This is a genomic window from Micromonospora sicca, assembly GCF_003172935.1.
In the GTDB taxonomy this organism is placed as follows: domain Bacteria; phylum Actinomycetota; class Actinomycetes; order Mycobacteriales; family Micromonosporaceae; genus Micromonospora; species Micromonospora sicca.
Genome location: NZ_QGKS01000297.1, coordinates 1 through 23,202, shown reverse-complemented (window position 1 = coordinate 23,202; position 23,202 = coordinate 1). Strand labels below are relative to the sequence as shown.

General features: G+C 67.7%; 17 protein-coding genes. 8 read left to right on the top strand and 9 right to left on the bottom strand.

The window, feature by feature from the left end; genetic code table 11:
- Positions 1 to 790: 790 nt before the first annotated feature.
- Both DKT69_RS24950 and DKT69_RS24945 read right to left on the bottom strand, forming a co-directional pair.
- Positions 791 to 1,507, bottom strand: coding sequence for a creatininase family protein (locus DKT69_RS24950; protein WP_109803940.1), 717 nt, complete (start codon positions 1,505 to 1,507; stop codon positions 791 to 793).
- A gap of 3 nt (positions 1,508 to 1,510) precedes the next feature.
- Positions 1,511 to 2,743 (bottom strand): helix-turn-helix domain-containing protein, encoded by a 1,233-nt coding sequence (locus DKT69_RS24945; RefSeq protein ID WP_109803939.1) that lies wholly within the window; start codon positions 2,741 to 2,743, stop codon positions 1,511 to 1,513.
- Positions 2,744 to 3,026: 283 nt separating this feature from the next.
- Between DKT69_RS24945 and DKT69_RS24940 the strand changes: the two genes are divergently transcribed.
- The 7 genes from DKT69_RS24940 to DKT69_RS24915 all read left to right on the top strand — a co-directional run bounded on the left by DKT69_RS24940 (position 3,027) and on the right by DKT69_RS24915 (position 9,448).
- The gene (locus tag DKT69_RS24940; protein ID WP_109803938.1) at positions 3,027 to 4,433 is read left to right on the top strand and encodes an APC family permease; all 1,407 of its coding nucleotides are present in this window, start codon (positions 3,027 to 3,029) and stop codon (positions 4,431 to 4,433) included.
- Positions 4,430 to 5,443 carry an acetamidase/formamidase family protein gene (locus DKT69_RS24935; protein ID WP_109803937.1) on the top strand — a complete coding sequence of 338 codons (1,014 nt, stop codon included), beginning with the start codon at positions 4,430 to 4,432 and terminating at the stop codon, positions 5,441 to 5,443. The genes DKT69_RS24940 and DKT69_RS24935 overlap by 4 nt, the downstream gene beginning before the upstream one ends.
- 16 nt (positions 5,444 to 5,459) lie before the next feature.
- The gene (locus tag DKT69_RS24930; RefSeq protein WP_109803936.1) at positions 5,460 to 6,143 is read left to right on the top strand and encodes a GOLPH3/VPS74 family protein; all 684 of its coding nucleotides are present in this window, start codon (positions 5,460 to 5,462) and stop codon (positions 6,141 to 6,143) included.
- A 43-nt stretch (positions 6,144 to 6,186) separates the two neighbouring features.
- Entirely contained in the window at positions 6,187 to 6,855 is a 669-nt protein-coding gene (locus tag DKT69_RS24925; RefSeq protein ID WP_109803935.1) for a GNAT family N-acetyltransferase, read from the top strand.
- 274 nt (positions 6,856 to 7,129) lie between these two features.
- Positions 7,130 to 8,254, top strand: a complete 1,125-nt coding sequence (locus DKT69_RS40670) for a tetratricopeptide repeat protein (protein ID WP_109803934.1) — start codon at positions 7,130 to 7,132, stop codon at positions 8,252 to 8,254.
- A gap of 183 nt (positions 8,255 to 8,437) precedes the next feature.
- On the top strand, positions 8,438 to 8,611 hold the full coding sequence (locus tag DKT69_RS38495) for a hypothetical protein (RefSeq protein WP_161557945.1): 174 nt from the start codon (positions 8,438 to 8,440) through the stop codon (positions 8,609 to 8,611).
- A gap of 408 nt (positions 8,612 to 9,019) precedes the next feature.
- Positions 9,020 to 9,448: a hypothetical protein gene (locus DKT69_RS24915; protein ID WP_109803933.1), complete on the top strand. Its 429-nt coding sequence runs from the start codon at positions 9,020 to 9,022 to the stop codon at positions 9,446 to 9,448.
- A 727-nt stretch (positions 9,449 to 10,175) separates the two neighbouring features.
- Here the strand turns inward: DKT69_RS24915 and DKT69_RS24910 are convergent.
- The 6 genes from DKT69_RS24910 to DKT69_RS24880 form a co-directional block, all read right to left on the bottom strand.
- The gene (locus DKT69_RS24910) at positions 10,176 to 11,291 is read right to left on the bottom strand and encodes a DUF4062 domain-containing protein (RefSeq protein WP_109803932.1); all 1,116 of its coding nucleotides are present in this window, start codon (positions 11,289 to 11,291) and stop codon (positions 10,176 to 10,178) included.
- A gap of 321 nt (positions 11,292 to 11,612) precedes the next feature.
- The gene (locus tag DKT69_RS24905; RefSeq protein ID WP_109803931.1) at positions 11,613 to 12,989 is read right to left on the bottom strand and encodes a hypothetical protein; all 1,377 of its coding nucleotides are present in this window, start codon (positions 12,987 to 12,989) and stop codon (positions 11,613 to 11,615) included.
- Between the two features lie 522 nt (positions 12,990 to 13,511).
- On the bottom strand, positions 13,512 to 14,705 hold the full coding sequence (locus tag DKT69_RS24895) for a Wadjet anti-phage system protein JetD domain-containing protein (RefSeq protein ID WP_109803930.1): 1,194 nt from the start codon (positions 14,703 to 14,705) through the stop codon (positions 13,512 to 13,514).
- Positions 14,692 to 18,081, bottom strand: coding sequence for an ATP-binding protein (locus DKT69_RS24890; RefSeq protein WP_109803929.1), 3,390 nt, complete (start codon positions 18,079 to 18,081; stop codon positions 14,692 to 14,694). Before DKT69_RS24890 ends, DKT69_RS24895 begins: the two co-directional genes overlap by 14 nt.
- A complete protein-coding gene (locus tag DKT69_RS24885; RefSeq protein WP_109803928.1) occupies positions 18,078 to 18,803 on the bottom strand; it encodes a DUF4194 domain-containing protein in 726 nt (241 codons plus the stop codon). Before DKT69_RS24885 ends, DKT69_RS24890 begins: the two co-directional genes overlap by 4 nt.
- Positions 18,796 to 20,310 (bottom strand): DUF3375 domain-containing protein, encoded by a 1,515-nt coding sequence (locus tag DKT69_RS24880; protein ID WP_161557944.1) that lies wholly within the window; start codon positions 20,308 to 20,310, stop codon positions 18,796 to 18,798. Before DKT69_RS24880 ends, DKT69_RS24885 begins: the two co-directional genes overlap by 8 nt.
- Before the next feature lie 92 nt (positions 20,311 to 20,402).
- Between DKT69_RS24880 and DKT69_RS41645 the strand changes: the two genes are divergently transcribed.
- Entirely contained in the window at positions 20,403 to 20,786 is a 384-nt protein-coding gene (locus DKT69_RS41645) for a BilD N-terminal domain-containing protein (RefSeq protein WP_497529433.1), read from the top strand.
- A 245-nt stretch (positions 20,787 to 21,031) separates the two neighbouring features.
- On the opposite strand, the gene DKT69_RS24870 is transcribed toward DKT69_RS41645, so the two are convergent.
- Positions 21,032 to 23,071 carry an SbcC/MukB-like Walker B domain-containing protein gene (locus DKT69_RS24870; RefSeq protein ID WP_109803925.1) on the bottom strand — a complete coding sequence of 680 codons (2,040 nt, stop codon included), beginning with the start codon at positions 23,069 to 23,071 and terminating at the stop codon, positions 21,032 to 21,034.
- Positions 23,072 to 23,202: the final 131 nt, after the last annotated feature.

Genomic DNA, 23,202 nt, shown 5'->3' with positions numbered 1-23,202 from the left:
ACCTCACACGCGTCCCAGGGCATTGCGCGCTCGCTCCACGCGGTCCAGGCCAACCAACCCGGACCCGGCCGAGGCGCACCGAGGAACCCCCGGGACACGGCGAGAGTCCGCATCTGCGGAGCCCCGGTGAGCGACACCACGACGAGTTCGTCAACCTGCTCCGACTCCCGCACAGCCAGCAACTCGCCGTCGCCGATCGTCAGGTCACCGAAAGATCCGTGGCTGACCAATTCGGGTTCATCGCCGTGACGACGGCTCCGGTAGAGGCCATCTCCGCCGACGCACCACAACGTCCCCTCGACGACAGCGAACGATCCGCCTCCATATGCGTGAACGCCGCTGGCGACATCAAAGCCCTTCGGACTGACATCATGCTTGCCCTCGCCGGACCGCCACCGTGCCACGGTCATACCCCCGCCGACGTCGGGGCGAGTCTCCAGCCAGTACAGGCCGTCATCACCGGTACGCAGTTGGTCATAGCTCACCGAGGCGCGGACGGCGTCGTCCACCGACACTTCAGCGATCCTGTCGCCCAGCCTCACGGGTCCTCCTCGAACAACTTCCATGCGGGCCGGACGACGGCGGGCTTGTCAACCGGTCGCCGAGACACCGGCGTGGCCACCGGCAGGGCTCGGTCTTCCGGGCCGGAGTAAGTGCCTAGACGTGGCCGACTTTACGTCCGCGCACCTTGTCCCTGCCCCCGGATCACCCTGCAGACTGCCTCCGCCCGATCGCTCTCCCGGGGGCAATGTCGATGCGGACAGCAACTCTCGTCCAGCATCATTCCTGATCATGCCTTGGGCCTCGGCAGAAGGCCGTAGTGGTCGGCGAAGGAGCGAACAAGGTCTTCGAGTATGGCTTTGCCCTTCGCCGCGGTGGCGTGGGACGGCAGACCGATGACGCCGCTGGTGGTGTAGCCACTCATGCCCAGCGTAAGGAGGTGACGTCGATCGTCCGCTAGGTGGTCGGCATGCTGGAAGCCATCACGCACCACCTCCGGCGCAACGTGCAGAAGCAGCGAGACCTCGAGCTCACCAGCGTGCATGTCCTGGTGGGCGGTGCTGTGCAGGCCAGCGGCCAGTCGAGCGTTGTCCCAGTCGGCCCGAGCAGGGAACAGAGTCATCCGCGGTCCGGCGACGTTGGCTTCCTGAACGACGTTGGCAAGCGCGTAGTTCCCGCCGTGTCCGTTGATCACGGCGAGCTGATCGATGCCCGATTCATGCAGGGAGGCGGCGATGTCAACAACTACGGCGGCGAGGGTGGTGGCGCTGATACTGACTGTTCCACGCCACGCCGCGTGCTCGTGGGAGCAGGAGATCGTCACGGGCGGTAGCAGGAAGAGGTTGTAGCGCTCAGCAACTGCCTTCGCAATCGCGCATGCCACGATCGTGTCCGTCAGCAGCGGCAGCTGGGCGCCGTGCTGTTCGAAACTCCCGACCGGGAGGACCGCGACGGACGCCGCTCGCTCGGACTCGTCGGTGCTCGTCGCCGTGGTGATCAGATCCACGGGCTAATGGTTACACGCTTCGAGAGTCGCCCGCCGATAGGCGAGCACGAAGGCCGCCGCCTCGGGAATGGCCGGCTGCTGCCGAAGGGCCACCGCCGTCGGGTTCAACCAGCGCAGAGCCCGCGCGGAGGAGGTGCCAGCGGCCAAGGCCAGGGCCTTGGTGGCCTCGGTCGCCGCGCGCTCGACGTCGCCACTGTTGACGTAGGCGATGGACAGGGCCGATCGCCAAAGGGCCTCGTCGACGCGCCACTTTTCTGGCCATTGGTGCAGGAGTTGCTCGTAGAGATCGGCTGCAGCCGCCGGTTGGCCGAGGAGCAGGCGGCACTGCGCTTCGTGGGCAGCCACGTACACCGGGTCGCAGTGGACGCCAACGTCGATCGGCAGTTCCGAGTCCCAGTCGGCGCTGTCGGCGACGCTGTGCGCCTTGTCGATGCTGGCTGCACAGGCGCTATGGTCACCTCCCATCGCGTAAGCCTGGGCCTGGCGGACCAGCAGTAAAGCGCGGATGCGGGCTGGTAACCGGACCTCGTCCAACGCCCGCTGCGCCAGGGCAGCAGCATTACGCGGGTCGAAGCGCTCGAGGGCGCGTTGGCTCTGCCTCATCAGGACATAGCTGGCGAGCGCCGGCGCGTTCGCTTCGACGGCGTGCCGCTGGGCGCGTCGCAACCAGGCGTCGGCCTCGGCAGCGTCGCTCTGCTCGTCGATCCAGCTGAGGAACTCCGCCCACAGTGCCTGCGCGATTAGTACGTCTCGGCGGTCGGCTGAACGGCTTCGCCGCCCGATGGCGGCTGCGACGCTGATCTGCGCATGGGCGGTGGACGCCATCCCGGCGTATCCGGTGCGGTTTCCGGCAATGGCCAGACTGGTGAGCCGCTCGTGCCACGAGCGGAGCAGGTCGGGCTTGTCGGGATGATCGATGGAGGCCCGGAGTTGGCCCTCCGCACCGTCGACCAAGCGGTAGCCGACGCTGGTGAGGCGACGCTCACTCTCGAGGTCTGACAGGAAGCGGACCAGCTCACCACCCGTCTGCAGTGCGCTCTCACACGACTCGACGAAGCGCGCGGAGGGCCAACGTTCGGCCTTCTCCACCTTGCCGATGAGGTCCCCACTGACGTGCACCAACCTGCCTAGAGCACGCTGGGACAGCCCACGGCACTCGCGCCACTGCCGAAGCGCGGCACCGAATCCATGCAGCGCCGATCGATGCGGGGTCAGCCGTCGTGGAGTTTGCGCCACCGGTACTCCTGAGTGCCGTCTGTCCGTCGCTGCCACATCCGGACAGGTCTGACCGTACGTGGTCGAACGCTACGCGGACAGTTGCATGCGGACAACACCGCATGTCCGCATCGACGCTATCGACTCATCTGGCCCGGTGAGCAATTCTCGTTGCTGAGATACCCGTCCGCATGCTGGTTGAAATCATTAGCGGCGGTTCAGGCTCGACGAAGCGGTTGCTTTCGCTGACGAGTCAGCTGCGAAGTCGAGGGATTAGCCAGATAACAAATCTTTGAGGAGTCTGATGAGCCTCCAGAACGACCTCTCCCAATATGGGTATCGACAGGAACTGAGCCGCCAACTGCGGTTTCGGGACTTGGTCGCATATGGGCTGGTGTACATGGTGCCGATCGCGCCGATGGCGATCTTCGGCAGCGTGTACGCCGGCTCCGGCGGGATGGTGGCCCTGGCCTACGCGGTCGGTGTGGTGGCATTGGTGTTCACCGCGTTCTCCTACGCGCAGATGGTCAAGGCGTTCCCCATGAGCGGCAGCGTCTACAACTACGCCGGCCGGGGCATCAGCGCGCCGGCCGGTTTCCTGGCCGGCTGGGTGATCCTGCTCGACTACGTTCTCGTGCCGGGCTTGCTGTATCTGGTGGCGTCGGTGGCGATGCACTCCACCGTGCCTGCGGTGCCGGTCTGGTTGTGGTTGCTCGGCTTCGTCGCGGTCAACACGGTCGTCAACTCGGTCGGGATCCGGATGACCGCGATGGTGACCCGGGTGATGCTGGTCGGCGAGTTGATCGTCTTGGCGGTCTTCCTGGCTGTCGCCGGTTGGGCTCTTGCCTCGGGCAGGGGCCGGTTCAGTTGGGACGCCTTTTACAACTCCGACGCGTTCACCTGGTCCCTCGTGGCGGGGGCGGTGTCGATCGCGGTGTTGTCCTTCCTGGGCTTCGATGGGATCAGCATGTTGGCCGAGGAGACCAAGGGCGGTTCCCGGCAGATCGGCCGGGCCATGGCCGCCGTTCTGATCCTGGCCGGGGTGCTGTTCATCGCCCAGACGTGGCTGGCCGCGATGCTCGTCTCCGAGCCGGCCTCGCTGCTCAGCGATGGGGATCCAAACGGCACCGCCTTCTACGACGCCGCCGCTGTCGCCGGTGGGGGCTGGCTGGCGACGGTGTGCGCGGTGGCGACGGCCATCGCATGGGGACTGCCGAACTCGATGGTCGCGCAGGTCGCCACGTCCCGGCTGCTGTACGCGATGGCTCGGGACCGGCAGCTTCCCGGCTTCCTGGCGAAGGTGTCGATCCGCCGGAACGTGCCGATCAACGCGACCCTGCTCACCGGCGCCGTGTCCCTCGCGCTGGGCCTGTACATGGCGACCCGGGCGGACGGTATCGCCCTGCTGTCGTCGCTGATCAATTTCGGGGCGATGGTCGCGTTCCTGGTCCTGCACGTCTCCGTGGTCGTGCACCACCTCATCCGCCGACGTAGCGGCAACTGGTGGGCGCACCTCGTCATGCCCGGTATCGGGTTCGCGATCCTCGCCTACGTGGTGGTCAACGCGAACATCGCCGCGCAGCGCCTCGGTCTGGCCTGGCTCGCCCTCGGCGTGGTCGTTCTCGCCGGCCTGTACCTGACCGGCCGCAGACCCGCCCTCTCGGGTCTGGCGCCCGCGCAGCCGCAGGCCCGCCACCTCGAGCGGGTGTGACGACCATGGACACGATCACCTACCGGCCCGCCCGCGACGAGCTCGCCTACACCTTCGGCGGCCGGATGCCGGTGGCCCACGTCCGCTCCGGCGACGTGCTGCGGGTACACACGGAGGACTGCTTCGGCGGATTGGTGCGCGGCCCGGCGGACCTGCCGTCGCAGGTGTGCCGCATGCCGTACCTGAACCCGGTGTCCGGGCCGTTCTTCGTCGAGGACGCAGAGCCAGGCGACACCCTCGCCGTCCACCTCGCCTCGATCGTCCCGGCCCGAAACTGGGGAGTCTCCTCGACGTTCCCACACTTCGGGGCACTGACCTCCGCCTCGCACACGGCGACCCTGCAGCCGCCTCTCGAGGAGCGGGTGTGGGTGTACGACATCGACCGGCAGGCCGGCACGGTCCGCTTCCACGCCACCGACAGCGACCACACCGTCGACCTGCCACTGGATCCGATGATCGGAACCATCGGCGTGGCACCGGGCGGTTTCGAGGCGCGTTCGACCATCGTGCCCGACAGCCATGGCGGGAACCTCGACACGCCGGAGCTGCGCGCCGGTACCACCCTGTACCTGGGGGTGAACGTGCACGGGGCGATGCTCGCCCTCGGCGACGGCCACGCCCGCCAGGGCGAGGGTGAGGCCTGCGGCGTCGGGGTGGAGATCGCCACGACCACCACCCTGATCATCGAGGTCATCAAAGGCGTCCCGACGGTGTGGCCCCGCCTGGAGACCGACCGGGAGATCATGTCAGTTGGCTGCGCCCGTCCCCTGGAAGACGCGTACCGGATCGCGCACCGCGACCTGATCGGCTGGGTGAGTGACCTCACCGGCCTGGAGCAGCTCGACGCCTGCCAGCTGGTGTCGCAGGCGGGGAGGGCACCGATCGGCAACGTCTGCGACCCGAACTACACGATCCTCTCCGCCGTCGACAAGCTGCTGCTTCCGCAGCCGCAGACCGCCTACGGCGGGATGCACGCCCGCCTGCGGCAGCACGCCGGCGGGCCGCGGTAGAGAGGGCGGGATCCACATGACCTCCTCCATCGCCCAGTTGCCGTTGCGGGACGAGTTGTTCCTGCTCGGTCACGACGACGACACCGGCCAGCCGCACATCCACCGCCAAGCCCTCGCCCTCGGCCTGGCTGGTGCGGTTCTCATCGACCTGTTCCTCGCAGGGCGGATCGCTCTCGACACCACGGACGACACCCCATCGGGCGCGGAGCAGCGTCTCTGGCTACACCTGGACCGCCCGGTCGGGGACCTGATCGCCGACACCGCCCTGGCCTCCATCCGCTACGCCCACCCGACCCCGCTCCTGCGGGGGTGGCTGCGCGGGTTCACCGACGACCTGTACGACCGCACCCGCGCCGGCCTGCACGCCGGCGGGATCCTGCGCCACGACGTGCGCCGCCGCCTCGGCGGGCTCGCCCGCACCGACCGGTACCTGCCCGCCGACCTCAAATGGCCGGTCGTCGCCCGCGCCCGACTGCACTACATCGCCGCCGGCCGTGACCAGCCCGACAACCACACCGCCGCCCTCGGCGGCCTCGTCGCGACCCTCGGCCTGACCAACCACCTGTACCTCGCCGACGACATCGCCGCCCTCACCGTGCAGCTACGCACCATCGCCGCGCAGCACCACCGGCAGATACGCGACATCACCGCCGCGGTCGACGCCGCCGTCGGTGACCTCGCCACCGCCACCTACCGGTGAGCCCGCACCATCCCACCCGATCCGCTGCCCTTGGAGGCATCTCATGGACGTCATTCCGCGTATCCGTGCCGCCCGGTGGGCGGACAAGGAACCGGTCGCCGCGATCGTCGCCGACGCCCTGCATTGCGGCCCGCTCGCCCAGTGGCTGGTGCCCAACCCGACCTGCCGGCGGCGGATCCTCACCGACGTGGCGGTCATCTGGGTGGAACACGCCATGTTCTTCGGCGACATCCAGATCACCGACGACCTGAGCGCCGCCGCGATGGGCTTTCACCGCTACCGCAGCATCCCGCCACCGTCGAACTACCGCAGCCGACTGGCCGACGCCGCCGGCCCGCACGCGCGACAGTTCGAACTCCTCGACCAACTACTCACCCAGGTCCGACCCACCGAACCTCACCACCACCTGGCAGTTCTCGCCGTCCTTCCCGCCGCCCAGCGGCGCGGTATCGGCGCGGCGATGCTCACCCACCACGAGAGCCGCCTCGACCGCATCGACATGCCCTCCTGGACCGAGACCATCCATGGCAGCCAGGACGTATACCGCCAGCACGGCTACCTCCCGAGACCCGCGCTCACCCTGCCCGACGGGCCGGTCATCGCACCGATGCGCCGCAACCCTCACCCGGCTCGCGGATCCTGGCCCGTGAACACCGCCAGACCGGCGACCGTCACCGCGCCGGCGCGCCCCCAGTCCGACGCGCAACGCTAGGCAGGGTGCAGACGCCCAGGTCACAGCTCCCACCGACCGTCCCGCCTCGGCGCCCGCCAGCTGCGCTGGGCCCACGCCGGGACGTACAAGCCGGTCGCCCGCCCGTAGAGGGACGGCAGCGGCGACCGACGTGGCCGGCGACGACAGTCCCCCGCTGTCGCCGCCGGCCACACCCTCCGCCCGAATGCGCAGCCCTCGGCCGCGACCGCCTGCACCAACCCAGCGGTGCTACCCGCACCCACCACCCGAACATCAACAGCAGGAAGGAACGCCGATGCCGACGCGGACGCCAGTCCTCGCCGCGTGGACACCCGCCTTCGTCGCCGAGGCCGTCGCCGCGACCCTCGAGCACGCCGCCGCCCACGGCCTGCACCAAGCGGCCCGGGACATCGCCCGCAGCCACGGCCTGTCACCGGCGACGGTCGAGGAATGGGTCTCGCGCGCCCGCGCCGTGCAGGCCGCGCCCGTGCCACCCGACCTCCTGGCCTGCCACACCTGCGCGCGATCCATGATCCTCATCCAGCTGCCCAGCTGCGGCAGGGCATACCTGTGCGCGCCGTCCTGCGGGCGCACACCCGTGCCGGCCGACGAGATCCGCGACGCCGTCGCCGCAGTGATCCTGCACCGCACCCCACACCTCGTTCCACCCGGCAAGACGACCCAGGCCGCCTCCTACGCGCTCGGCCCGATCCAACGCGTCACCGTCGGCGCGACCGGCACAGACCTGCACATCACCTGGAGGGCCGTCTCCCGGCAGATCACCGGCCCGATGATGGCCATGGCCCAGCGCCTGCACCTGGCCCAACGCCACGCCGCCCACAACACGCCCGAGCGTGCCATCGACGTCCTGCACAGCGGGCTCCTGCACATCGACCCCACCAGCAGCAGGCTCGCCCTGGACACCGCGACCGCCCGCGCCGCCACGCTCCTGGCCACCCTCACCAGCGGCGAACCAGCCGCCGCGCTGCCCTGGGCCCAGTGGGGACACCGCAGCCTGCGCCACCTCCTCCGCGACCCCACCAACCCGGACGTCCGCGCCGTCCTGCGCGTCCTGGCCGCCACCCACCGCGCCGCCGGCAACCTCACCGCCGCCACCGACTGCTACAGCGACCTCATCCGCCACCACACCCAAGCCGACGGACCCTACGCACTACCCACCCTCGCCGCCCAAGCCACCCTCGCCGTCGTCCTTTACGAACACGGCCGCCAGGAACCGGCGCGGCAACTCCTCGCCCGGACCATCGCCGACCACCGCCGTGCCCATCCCCACCACCCCGCCGTCGCGCGCATGGCAGCCACCCTGTACCGCATGCACAGCACAGCTACCGGCCCGCCGGGTCATCCCACGCACTCTGCGATGACCGCCATGCCCGGCACCGGCCGGACCGCCCGAACCTGAACACCCACCACCGGGACAGCTTGCCTGGGCGCACCCGCACCAGACTCGCTGCGGAAGGACACGAGACACCTTGCTCCGCACCACCCCCACCACGCGCCGATGGTCGGAGGGGCTGATCGGCCGCCTCCTACTAGCTGGCTGCCAACCCAGTCCCTCCGCGGTCGAAACGACAGGCTCACCACGGTGACGGTCGCGGATCTCGGCACCTTCGCGGACATCGTCACGGAGATTTCGGGTTGGGAAACCGGCCTGGCGGAGCGGGCTTGCCGCGCCGCGGCGGCGGAGCGCCGGATCGAGCGTCTCGCCGAGGTACCCGCGGGGGTCTGGCCCGCGCTGGCGCGCTCCCGGCGACGGTGACCAACACCGCCGCTTAAGTCGAGCAGGCCGGCGGGGTCGACGTCGATCTGGGCGGCCTACTCGTCGACGCGGGCGCCATCACCGCTCCCGCCGGTGAGCCCGATCGGCTCGCCGAGCAGAAGACGCAGGTCGCGGTGACGATCCTTCGCAGCCGAGATACGCTCCCCGTCCCCAAGACCCGCGCCGCGTTGGTCTCCACGCTCGCCCTGACCGAGTCGATCGCTGCGAGCCGCATTGAGCCGGAGAACGGCCCCCTGCTCGGCGAACTGCTACGCCACCAGATCTGCGCCGACACCGGCGATGTGTTCCAGCGGCTCGTCACCGGCGACTGGGAGACCCTGCAGCACGGCATCGAATACCTCGGCGAAGTTCGCCGACTTCGTCACGCCCGCCCTGCTCGACGAGGACATGACCGCCCGGTTGCTGGGCAGCACCTCGATCAGCCGGACGGTCCAACAGGCCGTTCTCTCCCGGCTGGACGAGTTCGTCCCGACCGACCATCGCGACGCGCTGCGGGCCGCCGGGCGCTGTGCCGCGACCGCCCGGGTGCCGCTGAGCCCCGCCAAGCTGGAGCAGATCGCCCGGGTAACCCGCGACGCAGCGCTGGTGGTCCTGCTGGTCGACCAACTCGGGAACGCCATCTCCACGGACCAGATCATCGCCGTCCTAGCAAACCTCGGCAGCCCTTACGCCGAGCTGACCACCTCTGCCGCTTCGCCGACCTTCCCCAACGACTCTCATCACCTGCAGGTTCTCGCCCGGCTCAAGCAGGACGGACGGCTGCCGAAGTTGACCCGGCGCCAGGCCAAGTCCCAGATCAGCGTCACAATCGCCTGAACATCGGCCCTACAGGTTGCCTTTGAGGCGTTCTAACGGGATGTCAGTTCTCGCTCGCCATTCGTCAGGCACGCGTCGAGTGGCCTGGGAAAGCGTCTGGACGTGGCCGGCATATCGCGCCCGCCATCCCGCACAGGGGCTCGTCGGTGAGCTCGCCCAGTTCGACGCCGACGACTACCGGCCGCTGCCCATGGTGGACGCTGGGGCCGGCGCAACTACGTACCGACGTTGGACTGCCAGAACGCGTGTGCTGACGAACAAGCCCACCATCTCGCTCCCCGGCAGCTGACGATGACCTGGGCGTCCGCTCGCCCAGAATGACAATTCTGTCTACAATGACGTATTGCGGTATGAGCATAATCGATACACCCTTGAGGGGCTGCCGCGACGCTCAAGGTGGGGGTTGCCCCGGCAGAAAGCATCTGATCCGTAGTCAGAGGCTAGGAGCGCATAATTCTACAATTAGCACTCTACACCAAACTGGTCCGACCGCAACCCTTCCGGTCCGCCCGAGTTCGGGTGCGTCCTTGCAGGTCCAAGCCCTGCAGGGACATGTCATTCTCGACTGTCGATGGATTAGCAGGCATCGCGCTTCCCGTCGGGTCCGCGAGCGTAGCGGTACGTCCGCGTCAGTTCCCCGACGTCCGAGCAGCCACCGAGCAGCCACGATCGCCGCGGCCGCAACCCGGGTAGCCGAACGGACCAGGTGGGACGATCATCTGCGCGGTTACCGGCGGGGCGAGACAGCGTCGATGAGAGTCCGACTCAGGGTGCGGCCCACCTCGGCAGCCCCCGGCCCAAGCGCCGCTAGGGTCATCAGCTCGTCAGGTGGTACCTGGATCGGCTCGTTCGACAGCATCAGGCTGGTGGCCTGCTGACGGGGCTGCCCGCTGACCCGGCCAACCGACATCATCTGCGGGTTGTTGACGCCGACACCGATGGCCACCTGGTCGCCGTCGAGAATTCCCAGACCGCCGATGAGACGCAGCAGTCCGGCGATCTGGTCGGGCAAGGCATCCGGGTCGAGGATGGCGCCCATCCCGTCGCCCGGCAGTGATGCCCACGCCGAGGTCTGCCCGTCGGCGGCCGTGCGCACGCCGAGCACCTGCGGCGCGCGCACCTCGTCCCATCGGCTGCTCCGAACCGGAACCGTGACGACCACGGCACCGCCCTGGCGGGTCGCGGCCAGCGGGTCGGCGGCGTGGACCTGACCGCTGGCGCGCAGTCGCGCCGGCAGGAGCTGTTCCAGCTCGGCCATCACCCGGGCGGGCCGGTTCGTCCCGGTGGCAGGAAGGACATGAACCTCGACGGCCGCCGGAAGATTCGGGGTGCTGCCACGGCGATCCTCGAAGTCCGAGCGCCAGGCCACCGCCATTGGACGTGGCAGCGGCATGAAGGCCAGCGGATTCCCGGCGCTCTCGAGCTCCCTCAGCTTCGCCGCGACCTTGGTCTGCAGCTCGGCGGTCGTGGCGAACGACTCGTAGAACACGCCCGTGCCGTAGTCACCGATGGAGCGAATGAACTCCTCCTGGGCGGGCTCCAACGCAACGCCCAGCTTGCGATACACCAGCCGGGGCATGCCGGCGGCCCTCGCGGCGATCCACTCATCATGTGTCGGCGACTGCCCGGTGTCGGGCAGCGGGTCGCCATAGCGGGGGCCCAGGATCAGCACGTACACCTCGGCCGAGGTGACACCCTTCAGGCACGCCTCACGGCTCGGCGACGTCTGGGCGGTGAAGTCCTCGAAGCGCACCGGCGTGTGCCCGAGCGCCGAGATCAAGCCCGGAAGTGCATCGCGCTCCTCTTCGAGCTCTCGGCGAACACTGCTGATGAAGACCCTCATGCCCTTATTCTCCCCCGCGCCCGCCGTTCCCCACCGGCGGCATGTCTGCAGACGACACCTCGAAGGTCGATGCGACTACGGTTTGCGCGCAGGGCGCCGGCACCGCCGCGGATCGGACGCTCTCCGGCCTGCTCGTCAGCCAAGCTGGACAACGCGCAGCGTTCACTGGCACCCCTGCTCGCAACCCTCGTGCCACCTCATCCTGCGAACGCCAACCCCTTGGTGGGCGTGGTGGCGGTCCACCGGCGCTGGCCGACTGCCCCGAACGGCCCGGGCCTCGTCGCCTTTTGGACGCCGGGCCGCTCCACATCCTGGCTATTGTCAGGCCTTGACTGCCGTGTTGTTGTAGGCGGCGCGGGATGCGGTGATAAGTGAGGCACCGAGTTCCGCCGCCTTCTGAGGGGTGAGTCGGATCGTCGTGCGGTCCCAGCAGCCCGACAGCAACGACGCGGCCAGGCTCCGGACTGTGCCGTGGTCCAGCCCGTCGAGCTTGGTCATGTCGGCGGTGCGCTGTTGCGGGTTGTCTATGGCCAGCGTGACCGATGGCGGCTCGTCGCCGTACCCGTCGGGCGAGTTGAACGCCTCAAGGTCGACCGTGGCCACCTTAGGTTCGTTGGCGTCGTCGCTGTGCTGGCCGTACACGGCGGCTACATGCCGGTCGTGCAGGCGGACGCCGCCTTCGGAGCGGCAGTTCCCGGCGCACCACACCGGGCACTGCGGCTCGGCCGGCCTCGCCGGGGGAAGCAGGTAGCCGGCGTGCGACCACATCGCGAAGTCCACCACCGCGTCCACCGCCTGTTCCTCGGTGCAGTTCAACCGCGCGGCCTGCTCAGCGGTGCTCAGGCCCTGCTCGGTGAAATGCGCGGCGAGGCCTCCGCGGAGGACGCTGATCTTCTGCCCGGCCGTCAGGCCCTCGTCGTGGATCACCCGGTCGACCAGGGTCCGGTCGAGGCTCGGCCGCTCCGGCGTCCGTGCTGGAGCAGACAATGCCGGAGCGGCCCCGATCGGCTGGCTGTCTGCATCTCGCGCCATGGCCACAACCTGGCCGACCGCCATTTGCACCTGTTCGGCCTCGTCGAGGGTGAGGCGCAACGCCGCCGTCGCGCCCTCGATCACAAACTTCACCACCGGCTCGACCGCATCGGCGTGCTGCTCTAGGTCGACCTCCAGCCGCTGCGGCCGGTACGCCTGATCGCGGCACGACTCGCCGGCGGTACTCACCGAGTTGTGCAGCGACAACAGCACGGGCGGCGAGTCGTCTGGCCAGTGGATTCGATCATCGAGGTGGTCGCCGTCGAGGTGGGTCGCGTTGCACCATGGCGGGCACGCCCGCTTCAGCCAGTACGGCCGGTGCGTCTGGCCGGCCAACGTGACCGCCTTCATGATGGATGTAGCGAGGTAGCCGGCGTCGGCCAGGTTGAGCGGATCCCGGGCGGACAAGACCACCTCCGCAGGTGCACTCTCGTCGGGCTGATCAAGGTGCTCCAGTGAGACGATCTCTACCCCTGTCCCGCTGACCTCGCCTTCGTGGGTTTCCATCACCGTCCGGGAGTGCCGCCGGGCCTGGTCGCCCGGACTACCCGATGCCTCGCCGGCGTGGACTGTGACGCACCACGGCGGGCACCCGTCGAGGCGCGTCGCCATGTGGGAGCTGGGGATCTGATTCAACATATCGACCATCTCGAAAGCTTTATGCATGTTCTTCGCCTCAGGACGGACACCGTGTCCATCAGGCTTCGGAGCGACGACAACGGTGATCCTGCTTCAACGCTGGCGGTGGCAGCAGCGGTTTCTAGGAGCGATGGCAAGGGTCCTTGGTTCACACCCAGACCTGTCGGCCTGGCGCTCGCCACGGCAGACTGCTGACCATGGCAACGACCGCGAATACCAATGGCTCGCCGGTCGGCGCGGCCGAGCAGGCGTGGTTGCCCCGCGGAGGTGGGAGCATCGGCGCGGCGAGTCTGCTGGCCGATGTCGGCCATGAGGTGCCCACCGCGTTGTTGCCGAGTCTGCTGACCTCGACCCTCGGTGCCCCAGCTGCGGTGCTCGGCCTGGTCGAAGGCGTCTCCGACGCCCTCGCCGGGGGCGCCCGCCTGGCCGGTGGCGGCTTGGCGGATGACCCCGTCCGGCGGTGGCGGGTCGCGGTCGGCGGTTACGCCAGCACGTGCCGCGCGCCTCCGATGTCGCTGATCGGTCGCTCAGTCGGCGGCCCGCTGCGGGTCATGGGAGTTTTGGCTCTCGACGCTCTGGGGAAAGACTGCCGGCATTCTGCAGGTGTGCCGCCACGGTCGCGAGTCCTTCCGCCAACGGGATCCGCTCTTGCTCGACGCGTCGCACTCGTGCCCATGTGGGGTCGGTGATCTGCTCGTAGAGGGCGCGTTCAGATGCTGTGAGGGTGGGCAGCGGCTTGCGAGGTGAGCATGGGATCGGTTTGCCCTTCTCGTCGGTCCAGGCGCCGAATCGCTCGTATGCGTCGTAGGCCTGCTGATCCATGAGGATGGTTTGTATATCGACGCCGTTCGTGCGGAGGTTGTTGACGATTTCGAATCCTGCGGCGTCGATGTCGCCCCAGTAGATGATCCGGGGACAGTCACGGATCCAGGGAACTCGGGGCAGCGCTCCGGGTGCCTTGCTTCCTTCGCCTTCGACGGCGATGCCGCCGGGAAGAGGTGGGAAGTAGACGGCGGTGTCCTTGTTCTCCAGGACCAGGATGGTGTCCGGGGTGTAGGCCGGCGTGACGGGGTCGCCGATGGTGACGCTCTCGTGCCGGCGGCGACCCAAGGCACGGTAAGTCGGGTCCAGGTAGGTGAAGTGCACGCGGGTTGGTCTGCTGATCAGCCCGAGGTCGTCCTTCCCGGATAAGTGACGGATCAGCGCGTGGTGTCGGTTGAGCCATTTGCCGTGCAGGCCCTCGATCGGGACCTGTCGTGGGGTCAGTCCGCGGGCGTCGTGGTGGGAGAACCAGCGGGCCGCGTCGAGCAGCAGCGTGAAGTCGACGTCGGTGAGGGCCCGCACGGCGGGCAGGGTCTTGATCAGGTCGACGTGGGGAAATGCGGTGGTAAGAACCGTTGCACGGTCGTAGGCGGTACGCAGGATGGCTGGCCATTCCTGACCGACCAGGCGGGCAGCGGTGTCCAGGTCGGGGATCTCCAGGTGGGTGGGCAGGGTTTGGCTCGTGCCGATCACGCGGCGGGTCTGCCGAACCAGCACGAGTCCTTGGTGGTCAGCCCACGCGGCCCAGTCCAGGGCCCAGCGGCGGGCAGTAGGGAAGTCTGCCTCCAGCTGGGTCCTGGTCGGCTGGCCGAGGGCGGCGCGGTAGGGCCAGCCGTCGGGGTCGAGGCCGGCGACGCCGAGGTGCCAGCGGTTGCGTAACCGGGTGCCGATCTCGGCCACGACCTGTTCAGGCGACTTCATCGGTGATCAACATGCGTGGTGTCCTGGTGGTGGGGCGCACTGACGAGACGTGGGAGTAGTAACTGTTGTTCTTGGTCACCTGCAGCAACAGGTCGACGTAGGGTTCGATGGCGGTCACCTTGTCGTTGGGTGCTCCGACGATGAGCTGGAAGCCGAGCCCTTTCCACGCTGCAACCGCCCGCCCGGCGAACTCGGCGTCTGACTTGACGAAACCCTCGTCCAGGAAGACCGGCGCGTAGCGGGGACGAGTCAAACTGGCGTCGCCCAGCTGGTAACGCAGGGCTGCGCCGACGATGAACGCGACGAGTTCTTGGGTCTCCCCGCCGGACTTGCCACCGAGGCTGGCGTAGACGCTCAGCTGCCGACCGGTGGTGTCGCGTCGCTCGGCATCGATGTCGACGTGCTTGCGAACGTCGATCAGGTACTCGCGCTGGCTGCTTTTGTCCGATTTGCGGATGCGGTCGATGAACTTGCGCAGTCGCTCGAACCTCGCCTCGATCTCCGCGTCGCTGGCGGTCTCCGTGGTACCGGACGCGAGGATCTTCAGTTCCTTGCGGAACTTGGCGATGTCCTTGGCCTCCCGGCGGCGCAGGTTGATGTGTAGGCGATCTCGACCGGCGCCGAAGGGTAGACGGGACAGGATGTCGTTCACCGGTTCGAGGCGAGCCTCGATCTCCTCGACCGATTCTTCGTATGCCCCGTGCAGGCGCAGCAGGTCGACGCCGGACCAGTCGCTGACCTGCCGGCTGAACTTGGCGCGTCGCTCGTGGAGGCCTTCCTCGAGCAGGTCCGTGAGGATCTCGCGGTAGCCGTCGTAGGAGTCGACGCCGTCGCCGAGGTTGGGGCGTGGCCACTGTTCCTGGAACCGTTTAAAGGTGGAACACAGCAGCCGCTCGTGACCGGCGGCCTCGCGCCGGGCACGTTCGGAGGCATCCGCGAGCATAGTCTTAATCACCTCGACGGATCTGCGGAATCCATCGAGAGTCTCGTCGAAGCCGGTGCCGTCCCGGGTGGCTTGTAGGCGTGCCGACTGAGGCTCCGTCAACGTCGCGGATGGATCACCCTGCATGTCCTGCAGATGGGCGCTGACCTTGGCCTGATCCTCCAGGAGCTTCTCGTGCGTCTTGCCTAGCTGCTCTTGTTCCTTCTCGTCGCCGAAGACGTCGCGTTGGACGTTCTCGAGCTGCCCGGCAAGCTTTTCTTCCTGCTGTTTCAGCTCGCGGAGCACGTCACTGGCGGCAAGGAGACGCTGGTAGGCCCGCTCCTTCTCCTTGATCTCTTCCCGGACGCCGGCCACGTCGATACTGGCCCACGTCGTGATGATGACGTGGTTATGGGCATCGCGTTCGGCATGCAGCCTGTTACTGCGTGCCTCCAGCTCGATCTTCAGCCTTGCCAACTCGCCGAGCTGCTCGTCGATGCCTTTCTGCTCGTCGACGATCTGGGCGAGTCGATGTCGGTTGGAGAAGCCGATCACCCTGCGCGCGCCGTGCCCGCCATGCGCGCCGCGCCTGCGCTCCTTCGTCTGACCGGTGATGGTGAGTCCGAAGTTGGTGTAGTCGAGCAGGGTTGGATTGTCGATGCAGTCGTAGCCGAACCGCGTTATCAGTGTGTTGAGCAGCCAGCCGGTGAGCGGTGTCTCTCGGGTGACGAACCTGCCGGGGAGCGTGTCCGGGCTCGGTGTGCGTCGCGTCGGCTCGTTCAGCGGCACCCCCTCGAAGCGGATCCGTCGGTCGAACCGCAGGGGGTTGACCCGCCGTCGGGCCTCGTCCAGGCGGCGTTCGTCGATGAGCATGGTGACGGCGAAACCGCCCAACGCGAGCTCGGCTGCCTCGCGCCACGCCTCGAACTGCGGTGCCATGTCGATGAGTTCCGCCACGAACGGAAGATCTTCGGCCTGCAGGTTCATCGCCTGGGCGAGGGCAAGTCGCTGTGCGTGAAGGTCATGGGGGACCAGGCCTGTACGTCCCTTCAGGGAGTCGAACTCCCGCTGGAGTTTGTCGCGCCCGGTCTGCAGCGGGTGAGCATCCTTCAGCGTCTGGTCACGCTGCTGTTGCAGGCTGAGACGATGCTGCTCGAACGTGCCCAGGAAGGCGCCGCTGTCCGCCCGCAGCGCGTCGAACTCCTCCGACGAGGTCAACCCGCGCTCGAGGACCGCAGTGCGCTGGCGGAAGGTGCTCAGCGTCTGCTCGACGGTGGTCACCGTACCGTTGAGAACGCTGATGGAGCGTTCCAAGGCTTCCAGAGCGTCGCCGCCGTTAGAACGTTGTTGTTCCTGCAGGTCGGCGATCTCTGCCTGCAAGGATGTCTGTCTCGCCTGAGCAGCAGTGAGCCGTCCGGTAATCGTGCCCTGTCGGGCGCGGTTGTCGGTGATCGCCTGGGTCAACAGGGCGGCTTCGACCTGCCGGGCCCACAGCAAGAACGGTGTGTTCGCGTCGGTCGACTCGATCCGCAGGGACTCGATCAGGTCGGCTTCCTCCCGCGCCTCCGTCATGGCCTGGTAGGTCGAGGGGATGCCGTCGAGGACCGCGACCTGCTTCTCCGCGGTCTTCATGGTGTTATAGGAGGCCTGGATGTCGTCGAAGTGCTCGACCGCCCTGTTCGCGGCGGTGAAGGTCTTCGGTTCTTCCAGGACCATGTCCTTGTAGAGCCCATCGACGGTGGTGACCTGTCGGCCGGCCTGGATACGGGCGAGCAGCTTCAGCGCCTTGGCGCCGTCGCCGTTGGCGCCGATACCGAGCCGGGTGTGCAGCGCTGCGGCGAACTGGGCGTAGCCATCATGGAACTTCAGGCCCGGGAATCGCTTGGTGACCTGCTGGTGTACGAAACGATCGGCGGCGAACGGGTCCAGCAGGGACAACTCGAACGGTCCGTTGATGGTGGCCAGGTGCTTGCCGAGGTCGTTGAAGCTGATCGCGGAGACCGCGGCGTAGTACAGCCGCAGGGCGGTGAACCGTTCGTCGACGTCGTTGCGCCAGGTCATCGCGACGGCGGACCAGGTGCTGGAGTGCTGGCCGCGCAGAACGTCGTCACGCAGTCGGCCGGTCCCGGCCTCACGGCTCGTGTCGACCTTGCCCCGCATGTAGGACAGGATGTTGCGCTGCTCGCTGCTGCGAGCACGTCCGGTCACAGCGTCGTTGGAGGCCCCGTTGAACGGCGTGTTGCTGTCCATCATCAGGGCGACGTAGGCATCGAGCAGCGTGGACTTGCCGGTGCCGCTCGCGCCGCTGATCAGAGTCGCGGTTTCCGCGAATGCGATGGTGTGGTGGCCTTCGAAGCCGCCCCAGTTGACCAACTGGAGCGACTCGACGCGCCACTGCTGGGTACCGATCTCGGCGTCCGGCCGGGCACGCACGGACTGCAGTGGAATACTCACGGCTGCCTGTCCCCCTGGTCCGGGCCACTGTGGTCGCCGGTCCCAGATCCACCACTTCGGGTTCGGACGAGGCTTTCGTACAGCTCCTGCACGCGGTTGACGGGCAGCAGGACCTCGATGATCGGTGAGATGCGGTACCGGTCGTCCTCGCTGCTCTTCAACAGGATGTCGCTGGTGACCAGCGCCTCGACCGCGCGACGGGCAGCTTTCTCGTCGTTGACGTGGTTGGTGTTACTCGCGGGCCGGTAGTTAGCGAGCTCCTGGACAAGATCCTCCGCATCCACGAAAACCACGTCGTCGCCGGACGCGCGTTTGCTGCGGAACACGGCCCGAAGATGGACCATGAGGATGGTCTGCTCCCGGTTGTAGGTGGTGTCGTGCAGAACCGTGGGGAACACGCCGCCACCGTCCGGACTCGCCTGCCGCTTGTACGCCACCTCGTAGTCACCGCTGACGACCAGCTGCAGGAAGATGTCGTTGAACCGCGACTCCAGCAGGCTTCGGTTCTCCATCAACACCCGCCAGTCCTGCGGGTGCCGTTCGGCGGAGATGTACCGCTTCTTGAGTAGCGACACGAACGTGCGCCGCACCTCAAGGGCCAACTGACCGCAGTCGCCCTCGAACAATGCCTGCGGCCCGTCATCGTCCAGCATCCGGTCGAGGTCGTCCCAGGAGCCGTCGTGATCCGCGCCGTCGGCCTCGTCCAGGTCCGGGTCAGTCATCGGCTCCTCCTTGCTTGTCGTCGCCCAAGGCGGCCAGCTGTGCCTGCCCGAATTTCAACCGGGGGCCTTCAAACGTGCGGCGGCTGCCATCGGGGCGGACTGCCTCGAATGTCTCGCTCCCGTCGTCTCGTGCTGGGTCGAGGGCATGCACTGCCGCCGCGATCTGGATCAGACCCAGGACCTCGACCGGGCGGCGCAGTTCGTCAGACACGCCACGGAAGACCTCGCCGGCGGTGACCGAAACAGCGCCGTCTCGCAGACGCTCGTACAGTGCGGCGCGGAACTCGGCCAGGCTGGGACCGCCTTGCTGGCGTAGTTGTTCCATGCTCAGGGGCGGCACCGCGTCGTCACCGTGGCCGCGCAACGGCGGTGGCGGCGCGTAGTCGTCGGGGTTGTAGAAACGCTGCCGCAGATGCGCCAGTTCCAGCGACGGCAGCCCCAACACCATGTCCAGTCGTGACCGGGCTCCGGTTACCTGCATCCACGCTGCCAGCTCGGTCTTGACCCGCCGCAGCGCGTCGTCGAGCTCGCGGTCCCGGATGGCGTCGTGTCGGGTGATGTGCGCCCGTAAGGTCGCTGACAGCCGGCGGCGTTGCTCCAGCACGACATCGATGCCGTGCCGGATCCCCACCACCGTGTTACGGAACTCTCGCGCCTCTAACGGGGTGAGCGCCTGCGCGAACGAATGCTGCAAGATCGAGCCCAGGTCTTCGCGCAGTTCCTTGAGCAGCCGGTCGTCACGTAGCAGCTCCACGGCGCCGGTGAACGCGCGCCCTTCCTGAGACTCCGCCATCAGGTCGCTGGACCGCGTCAGGTAGCTGTCCAGCACCTCGCCGGTCCGGCGTGCCTCCTCCCGGAAATCGGCCACGATGCCGCGGTGGATCGCCTTCACCGACTCCGACACGCGCATAAAATCGGCCGGCAGCTGCGCGATCAAATCCCGCAGGTTCAGGTACTCCTCGATGAGCCGATCGTCCGGCAAAGGATCGATCGCCCCACCGGCCGCGATCCGTTCACGCTCCGCGGTCAGACGCCCGATCTGCTCGTCAAGTCGCCGCAGCCGATCCTCCCGATCCGGGTTGGCGTCCATCGCGCAGCGACGTGCCGCCTCGAGGATCGTGCGGATTCGCGATTCGCTGAACATCGACCTGCTCCCCGACAGCCGGTGCACGTAGTCGATCGCCTCCTGGGCGTGCGACGTCAGCGAGTACTCCTCCGCCTTGTCGTCGTTGGCCGACAGCACCAGCCACTGCTCGTCGACCCACCGGCGGCACAGCACCCGCGCCGCACCGTCCGGGACCTCCTCACCCAGCGACCGCAACTCGGCCAGATAGATCGCCACCTGGGCGTGGAAACGCTCGGCCGCGATCACGTCCTGATCGCGGCTGAAGGACGCGATGAAGATAGACAACACGACCGGCGCCCACTTCCGCTTGGCGAGCAGCGTCAACGTCGGCTTAGCGAAGGCCACGCGGACGCGCGCAAGCTCACCCGCGATGTCACTCACCGGCCCGGCACCTCCCTCCTTCGACCGCCGACCCACCCAAGATCAAGGCGTAGTCGATGCCACACGCAATGTAAGTCAAGGGTGCGACATTATTGAATTGCTCGATCGATCGACCGAGAGCCGCCGTTTGGTCGGGCCTGGCTACAAAGGGCCGGGCGAGATGGAGCGGCTGGACCGCTCACGTTTACCCGGCCGACACGAGGACCGACCACGCCGTCGAGGGGAACGTGCTGGCCGCGATCGCCGCCGCGGCCCTCGGCGTACACGAGGCCTTCGGCGCGCTCCGCAACCGCCCGGGCAGCGACGCCGGCTGGCGCACCATCACCGTGAACCTCTGGCAGCCGGGGACCAGCGCCGACGGGCCCGAACTAACTCACGCCCCAGCAGCCTGGTGGATCGTCGGCCTCGGTCACCTCGGTCAGGCCTACACCTGGGTGATGTCCTGGCTCACCTACGCCGACCCAGCCCAGGTCTAGATCGTCCTACAAGACACCCAGCGCGTCGTGGACGCCAACCACAGCACCGGACTCCTCACCCGCTGAAGCCGGAGTCGCTCCGCAAGACCCGCCGGACCGCAGCAGTCCCCCGGTCGACAAAGTCCTGCAATTCGGGATTCATCGCGTTCCGCATGCTGTGGGAAGTCGTGCGACATACCTAGAAGCGACGATCACGTAGCGCACTGTAGTGCAATGATCGAGGCCGGTGAACCCTCCTCGATGGCTCACGGGAGGAGCCCTTCCTGGAGATCCTCGTCAACGAGCGACGCCCGCTCTGCGGCAGTTGCCCACGCAACCTGGCTGCCGCTGGAGGTCCGAGACACGACGAGGACGTTGTCGATTCGCTCGGCGACGGCGCGCATGTGGGTGATCACGGCGACAAGTCGGCCGCCGAGGGTTTGCCGGGACAGTGCCTCGATGGCGTCGTCGAGGCTGTCCGCGTCGAGCGTGCCGAATCCCTCGTCGAGGAAGAGCGCATCGACACGGCCTCCAGCGCGGCCCGCCAGCTCGACGATGGCCAGTGCCAACGACAGGCTGGCTTGGAAGGTTTCGCCGCCGGACAGCGTGCGCACGTCGCGTGGTTGGCCGGTGTGCCGGTCGATGATCCGGAAGTCCTCGGCGAACGCGAACCGGCGTCCGCTCATCGCGAGCAGTTGCTCGGTGGCGAGTCCGAGGAAGGCGCGTTGTCGCTTGGCCACGACCAGTGCCGGGAACTGGGCGTTCGCAAGCAGGCCGGCCACTTCCCGGAGGGCTTCCACGACGGGCGTCGCACGGGTGATCCGGTCGTCCAGGTCGGCGGCGATGGGCAGTTCGCGTCGGGCCCGAATGAGGTCGTTCTCGGCGTGGTTCGCGTCGGAGACCGCCTGTGCCCATGCGTCGTCGAGGGCATTGGCGTCCGGGGTACCTGCAGTGTCCAGCACCGCGGCGGCGGCCTCTTCGTGGCGGGTCACTTCGCCGGCCGCCTGGGTTGCGGTGACAGCGAGGCTGTGCGCCGTCTCCTCGGCGATGGTTTCGAGGTCCGCGCTCCACTCCACCACTTCGGAGAGGTGTTCGGTCCAATGCTTGAATGCGGGAAGGGCCGGAACTGGCGCCGTGAGGTCGAGAGTGTCTACGGCGTTGCGAAGCGTGCTGTGCAGCGCCCGCAGCTGTTGTTCGATCGGTGCGGCAGCTCGCTCGACCTGTTCCAAGTGGCGGGTCGCCAGTTCCGCCTGCTGTTCCCGGAGCTTGCCGAGGCCGGACGAGAGGTCGGCGTGGTGGTTCGCGAGTTTCTCGGCTTCGATGGACCAGACTGCGATCCGACCGAGCATGCGTTCCAACGACTCGTCGTGCAGCGGTACCGGAAGGTGGTAGAGGGCCGGGAGTTCCAGAATGCTGGCGGCCAGCGCGCTGTACTCGTCATTGAGCCGTTTCTGGTCCGTGGCGAGTTCGTCATAACGGCGTTTGAGTGCGACGCCGGTGGCGTCATGCGCGGTCCTGGCGACCGTTGCGGCGTCGCGGGCCGTCTGGGCCTTTTCCGCCGTCACCGTCTTGCGTTCGCCGGCGTCCGACAGCTGCTGTACGAGATCTCGGAACAGGTCATCATCCGAGAAGTCGTCACTCGGCGCAGTGTCCAGCTCTAGCAGCTGTTGCAACTGCGCCCGTGTCTCAGCCACTTCGGTGCGTTTGGTGTTGACCTTCGTTTCCAGCTGCTTCGCTTGCTTGCTCTGCTCGCTCAGCATTGCCTGATGGCTAGCGCGACGAAGTTGTACGTCGAGAAGTTCTTGACGCCTGGCTTCGACCACTTCCTCGAGCGGGCCCTGTTCCGGTGCCCGGGGGGCGATGTAGTCCGGCGGGAGGCTTCGCTCGCAGATCGGACAGGGGTCGCCGGGCGTGCACGTCGACGCGGCGAACACAGCGGAGCTGGCCCGTACCGCGGCGTTCAGCATCTCCTCCGCATCGCGCTGCCGCAGGTCCGCAACGCGGATGGCTTCCTCCACATTGAGGATGTCGGCTTGCGTAGCCTCGGCGGTCGCCTTGAGTTCTGTCAGCTCTTCTTCTGCACGGCCGAGTGCGGCATGCCGTCGTCGGAGCTGCTGCACGAGTGTGCGAGCGTCGGTAAGGCGTCGCTGAAGATCGCCGACAGTCTCGGCGGCGGTGGTGGCCTCGGTGTCGGCCGCCGTGGCGGCTGCGGCTAGTCCGTCGAGCACGGGTTGCTGCTGCTCGAAGATCGTAAGGTCACCGGCCAGATCCCGCTCGACGTCGGCGAGTCGTCGCTGCTGCTGCATGAGCCAATGCCGTTCAGATAGGGCATCGGTGCAGGTCAGCGTGCCGGGCTGACGGGTGACGTCGAGGGTCGGTACGGTTGCCGGTCGTGATGCCACAGGCGGTGCTCTCGGGACGGTTGACTGACCACATT